Genomic DNA, 12,186 nt, shown 5'->3' with positions numbered 1-12,186 from the left:
CATCCGCAAGGCCCGCGGCCGCTTGAGGTCATGTTCAGAGCTGGTCGGGACTTTCACGCTGGTCCGGGAGGTTCACCCGGCGCTCGTCGTCAAGACCGATATCCGCTGCGTCATCGGCTTCGTCGTCGGGCTCGACCGCGCGATCTTCATCCAGCGGCTCGGGAAGCAGCGTTTCCGGGTTCAGCTGCAAGGGGTCAGCGTCGCTTTCATCCAGGATCCGGTCCGGCCCGCGCAACGGATCCTCGGCGTCCAGCGACTGCGGGGCGTCCGAGGAACCTGCGGCGGGCTGGCTGTCGCGGCCGTCGAATGGCTCATCCGCGTCCTCGTCGCGTCGCACCTCGTCGAATTCGGCATTATTCAAGGTCATGTCCTTCTCCTTAATTCTTCGTGGCGGCGGCACCGCCAGGGAGCTGTGCTATCAGTTGTTCACTGCTGAGGATCCGCTGGCGGTAGTGCTCCTCCAGGAACTTCAAGGTCACATCCTCGAAGTCCGGGTCCGCGGAAGCCAGGGCGTCTCGGGCAAGAAACACCGGCAAATTGGCGCTGAAGGCGTCGGTCGCGGTGGCGGCAATGCAGGTTTCCGAGGAGACCCCGGCCAGGATGAGGGAGGCAACCCGGTGCTGCAAGAGCAGCGTCAGCAGCTCCGTGGCCCAGAAGGCGCTGTCGCGCCGCTTGATCAGCTCGATGCTTCCCGCCAGATCCAGCTCTGGAAGAATCCGCGCTTGGCCGGTCCCCTCGAAAAGGTAACCTTGGTCGTCCTCCAGCATCTTCAACGTCCAGGTGGACTTGTCTTTCTTGTGCACGGTGCGCACCGCAATGACCGGCAGCCCGGCCTTGCGCGCCGCGGCGGCGAGCTTGTTGCACGCGGACGCCAGCCGAGCGCGGTGCTGCGCCAAGTCCTCGGTTTCAAAAAATCCCTCCTGCATGTCGATCAGCAACAGCGCCGGGCTTTGAAGGGATCCCGTCGTGTCCATGGCTCAGCTGCGTCCCGAGCAGTGTTCGCAGCAGTACGGCGCTTCTCCCGCATATACGGCATGGCCCAGGATCACGCAGTCGCAGTGCGAGCAACGCTCGGCCACATCATGAATGGCGCACTCGAAGCTGTCATAGATTCCCGACTTGCCTTCGAAGTCCACGCTGATAGGGCGTTGCGCCGGTGCTCCGCAAGTATTGCAGTTCTGCATTGTTCGACTTCCTTCCGCTCGATGGCCTGCGCGCTAAGTTGTGCTGCCTAGTCCTTGTCGTACTGGTCGTCAGTTGAGTTATCCAGCTCCGGATCGGTGCCCTGGATGGGATCGAGATCCAGCTCTGGATCGGTGACAGCCTCTTCTCCGATCCCCAGGTCCTCGGGTGTTTCACCTGCCGGCCAGTTGTTCTCAACTACGTCCTTGTCCGGGTCCTTGATGCGCTCGGCGGCGTGGCTGATGGCATCCTTGGCCTTGTCCAGAAAACCCATGGTGCTGCTCCTTTCGGTTGCCGTCGCCGGTTGGCAACGTCCTCGGTTCTACCGATTATCACTTGGCGCCAACGTGAGTACAGGATTAATCGGGACCTGTCAGGATGCTTGCCACCGGGCCTTTGAGGTCGCTGGGAACGCTTGAGCGCCAGCGGCAATGCAGACAGCGGGGAAAGGGCCCGAATCGTCGTGGGTGCGGTGGCCAGCGGCGTGGAAACGTCCAAGGCCAAGGTCGCGGAGCATGCCCAAGGCAAGCCGATCACCATCGGCGCGGACGATACCCTCGAAGAGCCAACCCGAATTACGCAACAGCATCAGGTTCGCCGCCGGCCCGTGATCGACGGCCACAAGCTCGTGGGAATGCTGTCGCAGGCCGACATCGCCCGGCACGCCGACGAGCACCGCACCGGCGAGATGGTCTCGGAAATTTCCGAGCCCTAACTGCTTGCCGCTCACCCAGCAGGTGGCCGCCTCCTTGCCGGAGGCGGCCATTGCGCATTTCTCCCGGAAAACCTTGCTAGCGCCCGTTGGCGTCCGTTCCACCGCGCCGGTGGTCCAGGCTGCTTGGTCCCTTCACGGCCCGGTACAGTCCGTAAAGGAAAACCAGGACACCCCAGCCCACAACGATCCACAAGGGACCGGGTGAACTGTCGGGAGAGGCGAGAAGTGCGAAGATGGCGAATCCCACCGCTAGCAATCCGCCGATGAGCATCAGCCAGATTCCTGGCCGTTTCTTGCGTGGTGCTGCTTGACCGTAGGACATGGGGACCTCCTTGTTGATCCTTGATACCTGCTAGTTACCCTGCGTCGAATCGTTCGTCATCCTCGTCGTGGCTTTCCGAGGTCGAGGTGGTCTGGGAAATCCGGCCCCGCTGGGCTACCTGCTCGTCCTCGGTGTGCTCCCGGGGCTCTGTTTCCTGGTCCGGTTGAGTAGTGCGTGCCGATTCGTCCCGGCTTCGTTTCTGGGTCATCTTGATCTCCTTGAGAGACTACGAATTGCGCAGGGCTTCGATGAGCTCGCTCTTGCGCATCTTGGAGCGCCCATTGATACCGACTTCACGGGCTTTTTCCATCAGTTCGCTGACGCTCCAGTCCTCGTAGCTGCCCGACTTGCCGCCGCGCTTTCCAACAGCCTTGCGTCCATCCCTGGCCGCCGCGTTGGCGATACGTGCGGACTTCTGCTTGGAATTGCCTTCTTCGCGGAGCTCTTCGTACAGTTCTTCGTCCTTGATGCGACTGCTAGATTTCTCGGCCATGAAAATCCTCCGTTTCCGAGCCTCGATCCCCGGATGCGATGCGGATGGCATCCGGCTGTTCAGCCCACGCTAGCCGCCTGGGCCAAGGACCGAAAGGAACTGGTTCCCGCTTTGCGGGAAAACCCAGACTTCGACCCCTAGCACAAATCCCGCCAGCATCGGCGGTTGCTGAGTCGAATCCGTGAAAATGCTGGTTCCCACCGCTAAACCCTCTGCAAAGGTTTATCGACGGTGCGCCTGGTCGAACACTGGGCTTGTACCGCGCGACGCCCGGCCTGGACAGGTCCGGGTGTCTTGGAACTCTGGAAGGAATCTTCATGACCGAGAAATCTCAGCCAGAACACACTGAACCCGTGAACAAGGAGCGCATCAGTCCTCCCGAGCAGCGCCAGCCCGAGCCGGGGCTGGACAGCAAGCTGAAGCCGCAGGCCGATCACGGCGAGCGCAGCTATCAGGGTCGCGGCCGGCTGGAGGGCAAGCGCGCGCTGATCACCGGCGGCGATTCCGGGATCGGCGCCGCCGTGGCCATCGCCTTCGCCCGTGAAGGCGCCGATGTGGCCCTTGCTTATTTGCCGGCAGAGAAAAGCGATGCCGTGACCATTGCCTCGGTTCTGGAGGACGCCGGGGTCCAGGTGCATCATCTGCCCGGCGACCTGCGCGACCGCGAATACCGCGACAAGCTGGTCCACGAAGCCGCTTCCGCGCTGGGCGGACTGGACATCCTGGTGAACAACGCGGGCAAGCAGATCAGCGTGGACTCGCTGGAGGAATTGAGCGATGACCAGGTCGAGGCCACCTTCGACGTGAATATCTTTGCGATGTTCGCCCTCAGCCGGGCCGCGCTGCAGGTGATCGGCGAGGGAGGCGCGATCATCAACACGACCTCCATCCAGGCGTTCGATCCCTCGGCGCACCTCATGGACTACGCGGCCACTAAGGCGGCCATCAGCAACTTCACGAAGTCGCTGGCCGAACAGGCCGCATCGCGCGGCATCAGGGTCAACGCAGTGGCTCCCGGGCCCATCTGGACCCCTTTGCAGCCTTCGGACGGCCAGCCCATCGAGGCGCTGCCCGAGTTCGGGCACGACACCTGGCTGGGGCGCGCTGGCCAGCCGGTCGAGGTCGCCCCGGCGTACGTTTTCCTCGCCAGCGACGACGCCTCCTATGTGGTCGGGTCCACCGTGCACGTCAACGGCGGCAAGAACCAGCCGTAGCCCATACCGGCTGAAGACAAGGTGCGGGTGCCAGCCAATGAGCTGGCACCCGCACCGTTTTGCGCGTCCTACAACTCGTCCGCGTCATCCAAGCTGAGATTGCGACGCTCGTATTCGCGTTGGCTGAAGGTCGCTCGCTGCACAGATTGCACGTCATCGAAGCTCGAACCGATGGCACCGCCCAACGTGCCGAGCGACGCCGCGAGCCAGGCAAGGTTCAGGTATTCGGACATCGACACCTCGTGGCCCAGCTGGGAGGCGAGGAACTCCTGGTCGATAACCACCAGCGACGCCACGAGCAGCGCCAGGAACAGCAGGAGGTACATGGCGGCTGCGGCCGAGGCCACCGTGAGCACCGTAGCTACGTTGTAGATGAGCAAGCGCTCCTTGCGCCGGTGTCCGCGCGGTTTTTCCCACAGCCTGTTATGGAAAAGCAACCACAGCGAAAGCATGAGGATGCTGGCGAGCGTGATGAACGCAAGCCTCGAACTGGCCAGGTAGTCGGCCATCGACCAAATGCTCGTGTAGAAGACGCCGAAGGCACCGGTCGCCGCTGCGCCGGCCATCGCGGAAGACAATTGCGGCACCAAGCGCCACGGCCGGTTGATGCGGATCATCCCCATGGTCAGCAGCACCCGGCCGCGAAAACCCTCGATGCTGTCGATGCGCGAGGGGGTGTCCTCGTCGCTGCGCATGCTGCCGCGCACGCTCAGGGCTTTACCGAGGGGAGACGGGGACGGCTCCGGCAGATTCCCGGTGGCAAGCTCGGCCAGAACCTCCTCAAGCGCTCGGGCAACGCTCCCCGCGGTCACCAGTCCGAGACTGGGCAGGCTCAGCGTCGCCGTGCCCTGTTCCGGGCTGAGCACCGATCGCACCGGCCGCCCCTGTTCGTAGTGGGGTGCGTCGGTGAGGTAGATGATGTAGTCCCACGTGTATTTCTCCCTCAATCGAGGGACATTCTCGTTCAAGATCACGCTTCCCGACTCGCTCAGGGGAAGGCTGAGCGGATCGATCATGATTTCCCAGTTGAACTGCCGCTCCGCGTCGCTGTTGAGCTTCTTCTCCAGCTTCTGGTGGACCTTGTTCGCCATGCCCTGGGCGATCCCCGGGTCGGCAATAAGTCCAACCACCCTGGAAGGTCTGGGCTGCGCCTCCCGATGATCTTCCACGCAAAATCCCTCCCTATCACTTGGAATCCGGCCTTTCGCATCACCGTAGGCAGTCACGAAAGCCCTTCCAAGCTGTGTCCAGCTTGCTTGCAGGTTCCCGGACCAACAAATGCTGGAAATCCGCGGAATTCCGGGGTTCGGCATTCCCAGCAAACGCTTATGCGCAATCTCTTGAAGACCCGCAACGCATGTGGAATGGTCAGGATCGCAATGCTCCCCGCCCCATTTCCAGGTAAGGAATACATCTATGAACCACTCAGAGCCTTCGCAAGATGCCAACGAACCATCGCAGGATCAGCAGCTGCCCGAGCAGGAGGATACGCAGTCCGCATCGCAGCAGCGCTCCCGGAGGGAAAAAGCCAAGGAGCAGGATCCGGACCAGGAAGAGACCGCCCAGTTCAACACGGACTGACATCAGCGCACCAAGCATTGGGACGCACTCGGAAACAACGAAGACTGGAGGGAAAATGAAGGCACTCACTTGGCAGGGCAAGCGGAAAGTCGAGGTCAGCGAGGTCCCGGATCCCCGGATCCAGGAACCGACCGACATCGTCATCAAAGTCACCTCAACCGCGATTTGCGGTTCCGACCTGCATTTGTATGAGCTCTTGGGTCCTTTCATGCACGCAGGCGACGTCCTGGGGCATGAAACCATGGGCATCGTCCAAGAGGTCGGCTCCGCAGTCACCTCCGTGCAACCCGGAGACCGGGTTGTCATCCCGTTCAACATCTCCTGCGGGCACTGCTGGATGTGCACTCGTGGGCTGCAATCGCAGTGCGAAACCACCCAGGTGCGCAGCCATGGCAAAGGCGCGGCGTTCCTCGGCTACTCGGAACTGTATGGCCAGGTTCCCGGCGGGCAGGCTGAATACCTCCGGGTCCCGCACGGGGACTATGGTGCGATCAAGGTGGGTTCGGACCTGCCGGACCACCGCTATCTGTTCCTCTCCGACATCCTGCCTACCGCATGGCAAGGCGTACGGTATGCCGACGTCCCCGAGGAAGGATCGTTGGCCGTCTTCGGCTTGGGCCCGGTAGGCCAGCTCGCGGCACGCATCGGCAGGCATCTGGGGTATCGCGTCCTCGGCATCGATCCGGTCCCCGAGCGCCGCGCCATGGCTGCCCGCCATGGCATTGAGACCCTGGACTTCACCAAGGAGACAGCCACTGCCCTGCGGGATCTGACCTCCCGCGGCCCGGACGCGGTGCTCGATGCCGTGGGGATGGAAGCGCATGGCTCCCCTACCGCGGCCTTGCTCCAGCAAGCCACCGGCCTGCTGCCGGATCCTGCCGCCCAGCAGGTCATGCAAACAGCCTCCATGGATCGCAATATCGTGCTGACCGCCGCCACGGACGCGGTGCGGCGCGGAGGCACGATCTCCATCAGCGGCGTATACGCCGGTGCGGCTACACCGATGCCGATGGTCAAGCTGTTCGACAAGCAGATCCAGATCCGCCAAGGACAGTGCAACGTGAGGTCGTGGACCGATGAGCTGCTGCCGCTGACCGAGGACTCCAAGGATCCGATCGGCCTGGATGACTTGGTAACGCATACCAAGCCCCTGTCCGAAGGGCCCGAGATGTACAGCACCTTCCAGAAGAAGCAGGACGGCTGCATCAAGGTGGTCCTGCAGCCCTAAAGCCGACTCAGGCGGACTTCTCGGCGTCCGAGGAAGCCTTCTTCTTGCTCGCCGAGGAGGAGGCTTTCTTCTTTTTCGCTGTCCCGGATTTCCCGGCTTTGTTGGCGGAAGCCGTGGATTTCTTGGGTGTCCTGGTCCCGGAAGCACGCCCGGATGGCTTGCCCGCAGATCCCTTGCCGGCGGACTTGCCGTTGCCTGCAATGCTGCGCTTGAGCGCTTCCATCAGATCAAGGACACCTTCCTCGCCATCCTGCGAGGAGGCCGCTCCGAAAGTCGCTTCGGTATCAAGGTCTTCACCCTGCTCGATTTTGGCATCGATCAGCTGCTGCAGCTGGATCTGGTAGTCGTCGCTGAAGTCCTCGGGCGTGAAGTCCCCGCTGTAGGATTCCACCAGCGTGGCGGACATCTTCAACTCCTGCGCGCTGATCCGGGCGGTCTTCTCCGGTTCGGCAAACCCGGCATCCCGCAATTCATCGGCCCACATGATCGACTGGAGCACCATGGCCTTCGACCGCACCCGCAGCACGCCCAGCCGGGTCTTCTGGCGCAAGGCGAAACGCACCACGGCCAACTTGTCGGTATCCTCCAAGGTCCGCCGCAGCAGCTCATAGGCTTTGGGCGATTTGGAATCGGGCTGGAGATAGTAGCTTTTCTCCAGCATCAGCGGGTCCAATTGGTCAGCCGGGATGAACTGCACTACCTCGATCTCGCGGCTTCTCTCCGCGGGCAACGCGTCCATATCTTCGTCCGTCAGCACCACGGTGCGCTCGCCGTCATCGTAGGCCTTGTCGATGTCCTTGTATTTGATCTTCTTGCCGCAGATCTCGCAGCGGCGTTCGTATTTGATCCGGCCGCCGTCCGCGGAGTGGACCTGGTGCAGGGAAATATCGTGGTCCTCGGTCGCGCCGTAGGCTTTCACCGGTACATTGACCAGCCCGAAGGCGATTGATCCAGTCCATATAGCTCTCATAGGCCCAGTGAAGCACCGCTTCCGCCACAGGCATAGAGCGAAACCATGCTTGCCAGCCCGTTTCAAGGTCATCGATGGTGCCCCTGCAGCCCAATCGCAAAAGTCCCTAGGAAAGGTGGATTTGCCGGGCACAGGCAGGGAGAGTGTTGGTCAAAGCCTACGGAAAGGGGTGGATATGGCTCGCAGGGAACAAACGGTCACCGTTGATGGCCGCACCCTGAAGGTCAGCAATCTGGATAAGGTGCTGTACCCGGAAACCGGGACGACCAAGGGCGAAGTCATCGACTACCTGCAGCGGGTGGCCCCGGCGCTGCTGCCGCATGCGGCATGGCGCCCGGCAACCAGAAAACGCTGGGTGGACGGGATCGGCACGGCACAGAACCCGGGAACCGTGTTCTTCCGCAAGGATCTGGAGGATTCGGCCCCAAGCTGGATTCCCACAGCCCGTCTGGAGCACAAAACCCATTCCAATACATATCCCCTGGCCAACGATGCGGCAGTACTGGCATGGTTCGGGCAAGTCGCAGCGTTGGAGATCCACGTTCCCCAATGGCGTTTCAATGCGAGCCTGGAACAACAGCATCCCGACCGGCTCGTGCTGGATCTGGATCCCGGTCCCGGCGCAGGCTTGGCCCAGTGCGCCGAAGTGGCTTTGCTATGCCGCGAAATCCTTGAAGGCATGGACCTGCGGCCTTTTCCGGTGACCTCCGGATCCAAGGGAATCCACCTTTACGCCGGTCTTGACGGCACGGCAACCTCCGACCAGGTCAATGAGGTGGCCAAGGAACTCGCCGCCTCGCTGGAACGCAAGCACCCCCGGCTTGTGGTGGCAAATATGAAGAAATCCCTGCGCGAGAACAAGGTGCTGGTGGATTGGAGCCAGAATAACGCCGCGAAAACCACGGTATGCCCGTATTCGCTGCGCGGGCGTTCGCGTCCCATGGTGGCCGCGCCTCGCACATGGGAAGAAATCGAGTCCCCCGGTCTGGAGCACCTAGACTTCCACGAAGTATTGGACCGGCTGTCCGACGGCCTTGATCCCTTGGCGGCCCTGGCGCCTTCGGCTGCGCAGGGCACGGATCGGCTCGCGGTCTACCGCTCCAAGCGCGATGCAAAGCTCACTCCAGAACCCGTGCCCCACCCGCCCGCGGTCGGGAAAACCGCGCGGGCTGCGGCTCCGGATTCGGCAAAACCCGTGTCTTTCGTGATCCAAGAGCACCATGCCCGCAGGCTGCACTGGGATTTCAGGCTGGAACACGAGGGGGTCCTGGTCTCCTGGGCCGTCCCGAAGGGGCCCCCGCTCCAGAGGGGAATCCAGCGGCTGGCTGTAATGACCGAAGACCACCCCTTGGACTACGGAACCTTCGAAGGAACGATTCCCAAGGGCCAGTATGGCGCCGGAGAGGTGTCGATCTGGGATGCCGGTGAATGCACCATTGAGAAATGGCGGGATGGCAAGGAGATCATCGCGGTGCTGTCCGGACGCGAAGACGGAGGGCTCGGCGGCATTCCGCGCCGCTTCGTGCTGATCCAGGCTCGCGGCATGGGAGACCAGGACAATTGGCTGCTGCAGCTCACCAAGGAGCAGCCTTCCGAGGATTCGACGGTTCCGGAAGACATCCCTGAATCCAGCCTGCTGGACGAGGTTCCCAAACCCATGCTGGCCAGCTCCGGGGTGCCGGAGGACATCATCGAAGGCGACGACTGGTGCTTCGAAATGAAATGGGACGGGTACCGCGCCTTGGCCAAGGTCGAGAACGGGAAGGTGAAACTGCTCAGCCGCAACGGCAACGACATGACCGAAGATTTTCCCGAGCTACAGGAACTTGCGGTGCTTGCACCCGAGGGCGCGATCGTGGACGGCGAAATCGTCGCCCTGGACGGTTCAGCGCGCCCGAGCTTTTCCCTGTTGCAGCAGCGCATCTCGCATCGGCGCAAGAACCGGCTCCGGCAAGCGCAGGCCATTAAGCTCAACTTCATGCTTTTCGATGCCCTGCAGCTTCCCCGGAGCAAGGGCGGAAAGCCCGAGAACCTGATCGGTGAACAATATGTGGATCGCCGCAAATACCTTGAACATGCGGTCTCCGACGGACAGTACATTAAGGTACCTCCTGCTCATACCGGACCCACCTTGAAGGCCGCGTTGAAGACAAGCCTCGAGCTGGGATTGGAAGGGGTGCTGGCCAAGGAATGCACCGGCGACTATGAACCGGGCCGGCGCAGCGGCAGCTGGGTGAAGATCAAGCACCTGCTGGATCAGGAGGCCCTGGTTATCGGATGGACCAAGGGACAGGGAAACCGCGCGTCAAGTATCGGCTCGCTGCTGCTGGCCGTCCCCGCCGGCGATGAGTTGGAGTTCATCGGTCGGGTCGGCACGGGGTTCTCGGATCTGCAGTTGAAGGAGATCCGCGAACGTCTGGAGAAGATCGCGCGCAAGACCCCACCGGTCAAGCACATCCCGGCGCAGTTCCAGCGCGATGCGCACTGGGTAACCCCGAAATATGTGGCGGAGGTCCGTTACAGCGAACTGACAAAGGACGGGCGGCTGCGGCATCCGGTCTGGCGCGGTTGGCGAGATGACAAGGAGCCCGCTGAGGTGCGCTGGGAACACCCCGGCAGCCTCATGAAGTAATCCAACGAGCAATGCACGTCAACGGAAGGTATGAACAATGAAAATTCTGGTCAAGCTCTTCGGTACGGTGGTTTCCCTGGCTGCCGGGTGGGTCGGAACCAAGCTGGTCAGCACGGTGTGGAAGAAAACTACCGGCGACCTCCCTCCCACGCTGACCAACCCCGAGCAGCAACAACAGGAAAAGCTGGGCAAGGTGCTCTCCTTTGCCGTGATCTCCGGAGCCAGCGCTGCGGTAATCCAGGCAGTCACCAAGCGCTGGACGCGCGGCTTGGAAGCCAAGGTCCGCTCGCACTAGCGGCGGCAGACTCATGGCGGCGTTCCCCTCCGGGAGCGCCGCCATGCGCTTAAGATGCACAGTCCGGGTCAGCGGCTGGAGACCTTCACGAGCTTGCGGTTGATGAATTCTTCCATGCCGTACTTGCCTAGCTCGCGTCCGATGCCCGAGCGCTTCACGCCGCCGAACGGCAGCTCTGCGGCCGAGCCGGAGGGCTCATTGATGGAAACCATGCCCGCCTGAAGCTGCGCGGCGATGCGGTGCGCACGCTCCAGATCCTGGGTGTGGACGGACGCACCCAGCCCGTAGTCGCTGTTGTTGGCCAAGGCGATGGCTTCTTCTTCCCCGTCCACCTTGTACAGCACTGCCACCGGGCCGAACAGCTCCTCGGAGAACGCACGCATATCCGGGGTCACATCGGCAAGGATGGTCGGTTCGAAGTAGGCGCCGTCGCCAGCCACCGGCTTGCCGCCAGCCAGCACTGTCGCACCCTTGGAAATGGCGTCTTCCACCTGGGAAGCCAGCCCCGACTGCGCAGAGGCCGAGGACAGCGGGCCGAGGAAGGTTTCCTTCTGCGTGGGGTCCCCGGACTTGATGCCGGCGACCTGCTCGGTCAGGGCCTGGGCGAACTGGTCGTAGACCGAGGAATCAACAATGAAGCGCTTGGCCGCGTTGCAGGCTTGGCCGGTATTGCCGAAGCGCGCCCGCATCCCGAGCTTCGCGGTGCGGTTGATGTCCGCGTCCGGAAGCACCACGAAGGGATCGGAGCCGCCGAGCTCCAGCACGACTTTCTTCAGGTTGCGGCCGGCAATTTCCGCCACCGCAGAGCCTGCACGCTCGGAGCCGGTCAGCGAGACGCCCTGGACGCGGCGGTCGGCAATGACGTCTGCAACCTGGTCATTCGTGGCGAAAATGTTCACGTACAGCCCCTGGGCGGCACCTGCGTCCTTGAAGATCTGCTCCATGGCCAGGGCCGATTCCGGGCACTGCGGGGCGTGCTTGAGCAGGATCGTGTTGCCGATCATCAGGTTCGGAGCCGCGAGCCGGGCCACCTGGTAGTACGGGAAGTTCCACGGCATGATGCCCAGCAGCACGCCCACCGCTTCCTTGCGGACTACTGCGGTGCCGCCGCTGGCGACCTCCAGTTCCTCGTCTTCCAGGAACTTCGGCCCGTTCTTGGCGTAATAGCGGTAGATGGAAACGACCAGCCCGATCTCGCCCAAGGACTGGCTGATGGGCTTGCCCATTTCACGGGTGATGATGGCGGCCAGCTCCTCGGCGCGCTCCTCGTAGATGTCCGCGACTTTCTCCAGCAGCGCCACGCGTTCGTCCAGCGTGGTGCGGGACCAGTCCGCATAGGCGGCATCTGCGGTGGCCAGCGCTTCTTGGATCTGTTCATCGGTGGCAGTAGGGTAGGTTGCCTCGACAACTCCGGTCGCGGGGTTGGTCACTGCGTACTGGCTCATGATGCTCCTTGCTGACGTTCGGCTGCGCTCGGATTTCTGCGCGATGTTCCACATCCAGCGTTCCATGTTCGGGCAGGAAGAGACAGCGCTTGAAGCAAATCATCATCTC

At 62.5% G+C, this 12,186-nt stretch carries 15 protein-coding genes; 6 read left to right on the top strand and 9 right to left on the bottom strand.

Annotated features, from left to right (window positions below; genetic code table 11):
• Positions 1-34 precede the first annotated feature (34 nt).
• The 3 genes from ATC04_RS02430 to ATC04_RS02420 form a co-directional block, all read right to left on the bottom strand.
• Positions 35-367: a hypothetical protein gene (locus tag ATC04_RS02430; protein WP_047120285.1), complete on the bottom strand. Its 333-nt coding sequence runs from the start codon at positions 365-367 to the stop codon at positions 35-37.
• A 10-nt stretch (positions 368-377) separates the two neighbouring features.
• A complete protein-coding gene (locus ATC04_RS02425) occupies positions 378-974 on the bottom strand; it encodes a cysteine hydrolase (protein ID WP_047120286.1) in 597 nt (198 codons plus the stop codon).
• A gap of 257 nt (positions 975-1,231) precedes the next feature.
• Positions 1,232-1,456, bottom strand: coding sequence for a hypothetical protein (locus ATC04_RS02420; RefSeq protein ID WP_047120287.1), 225 nt, complete (start codon positions 1,454-1,456; stop codon positions 1,232-1,234).
• Positions 1,457-1,597: 141 nt separating this feature from the next.
• On the opposite strand from ATC04_RS02420, the gene ATC04_RS02415 reads away from it, so the two are divergent.
• The gene (locus ATC04_RS02415; protein ID WP_047120288.1) at positions 1,598-1,897 is read left to right on the top strand and encodes a CBS domain-containing protein; all 300 of its coding nucleotides are present in this window, start codon (positions 1,598-1,600) and stop codon (positions 1,895-1,897) included.
• 76 nt (positions 1,898-1,973) lie between these two features.
• Here ATC04_RS02415 and ATC04_RS02410 read toward each other — a convergent pair whose 3' ends face one another.
• Genes ATC04_RS02410 through ATC04_RS02405 form a run of 3 tightly spaced genes read right to left on the bottom strand, consistent with a single transcriptional unit; the run spans position 1,974 to position 2,712 of the window.
• Positions 1,974-2,219 (bottom strand): hypothetical protein, encoded by a 246-nt coding sequence (locus tag ATC04_RS02410; RefSeq protein WP_152666901.1) that lies wholly within the window; start codon positions 2,217-2,219, stop codon positions 1,974-1,976.
• Between the two features lie 34 nt (positions 2,220-2,253).
• Positions 2,254-2,427 carry a hypothetical protein gene (locus tag ATC04_RS19185; RefSeq protein WP_157359272.1) on the bottom strand — a complete coding sequence of 58 codons (174 nt, stop codon included), beginning with the start codon at positions 2,425-2,427 and terminating at the stop codon, positions 2,254-2,256.
• A gap of 18 nt (positions 2,428-2,445) precedes the next feature.
• Positions 2,446-2,712 (bottom strand): Rho termination factor N-terminal domain-containing protein, encoded by a 267-nt coding sequence (locus tag ATC04_RS02405; RefSeq protein WP_047120290.1) that lies wholly within the window; start codon positions 2,710-2,712, stop codon positions 2,446-2,448.
• A 317-nt stretch (positions 2,713-3,029) separates the two neighbouring features.
• Here ATC04_RS02405 and ATC04_RS02400 point away from each other — a divergent pair, with 317 nt between their 5' ends.
• Positions 3,030-3,926 (top strand): SDR family oxidoreductase, encoded by an 897-nt coding sequence (locus ATC04_RS02400; protein WP_047120291.1) that lies wholly within the window; start codon positions 3,030-3,032, stop codon positions 3,924-3,926.
• 68 nt (positions 3,927-3,994) lie between these two features.
• On the opposite strand, the gene ATC04_RS02395 is transcribed toward ATC04_RS02400, so the two are convergent.
• Entirely contained in the window at positions 3,995-5,056 is a 1,062-nt protein-coding gene (locus tag ATC04_RS02395) for a hypothetical protein (protein WP_052772522.1), read from the bottom strand.
• A 286-nt stretch (positions 5,057-5,342) separates the two neighbouring features.
• On the opposite strand from ATC04_RS02395, the gene ATC04_RS19180 reads away from it, so the two are divergent.
• Together ATC04_RS19180 and ATC04_RS02390 are read left to right on the top strand one after the other, a co-directional pair.
• Positions 5,343-5,507: a hypothetical protein gene (locus ATC04_RS19180; RefSeq protein WP_157359271.1), complete on the top strand. Its 165-nt coding sequence runs from the start codon at positions 5,343-5,345 to the stop codon at positions 5,505-5,507.
• A 55-nt stretch (positions 5,508-5,562) separates the two neighbouring features.
• On the top strand, positions 5,563-6,735 hold the full coding sequence (locus tag ATC04_RS02390) for a zinc-dependent alcohol dehydrogenase (RefSeq protein WP_047120292.1): 1,173 nt from the start codon (positions 5,563-5,565) through the stop codon (positions 6,733-6,735).
• 7 nt (positions 6,736-6,742) lie between these two features.
• On the opposite strand, the gene ATC04_RS02385 is transcribed toward ATC04_RS02390, so the two are convergent.
• A complete protein-coding gene (locus ATC04_RS02385) occupies positions 6,743-7,705 on the bottom strand; it encodes a Ku protein (protein ID WP_047120293.1) in 963 nt (320 codons plus the stop codon).
• A gap of 175 nt (positions 7,706-7,880) precedes the next feature.
• Between ATC04_RS02385 and ATC04_RS02380 the strand changes: the two genes are divergently transcribed.
• Both ATC04_RS02380 and ATC04_RS02375 read left to right on the top strand, forming a co-directional pair.
• Positions 7,881-10,337 carry an ATP-dependent DNA ligase gene (locus ATC04_RS02380; RefSeq protein WP_047120294.1) on the top strand — a complete coding sequence of 819 codons (2,457 nt, stop codon included), beginning with the start codon at positions 7,881-7,883 and terminating at the stop codon, positions 10,335-10,337.
• A 37-nt stretch (positions 10,338-10,374) separates the two neighbouring features.
• Positions 10,375-10,632, top strand: coding sequence for a DUF4235 domain-containing protein (locus tag ATC04_RS02375; RefSeq protein WP_047120295.1), 258 nt, complete (start codon positions 10,375-10,377; stop codon positions 10,630-10,632).
• A 68-nt stretch (positions 10,633-10,700) separates the two neighbouring features.
• Here ATC04_RS02375 and ATC04_RS02370 read toward each other — a convergent pair whose 3' ends face one another.
• On the bottom strand, positions 10,701-12,077 hold the full coding sequence (locus tag ATC04_RS02370) for an NAD-dependent succinate-semialdehyde dehydrogenase (RefSeq protein WP_047120296.1): 1,377 nt from the start codon (positions 12,075-12,077) through the stop codon (positions 10,701-10,703).
• Positions 12,078-12,186 lie beyond the last annotated feature (109 nt).

This window comes from Arthrobacter sp. YC-RL1, assembly GCF_001454985.1.
Lineage (GTDB): Bacteria > Actinomycetota > Actinomycetes > Actinomycetales > Micrococcaceae > Glutamicibacter > Glutamicibacter soli.
Note: the sequence above shows the minus strand (reverse complement) of the source record. Positions and strands in the feature narration are given on the sequence as shown.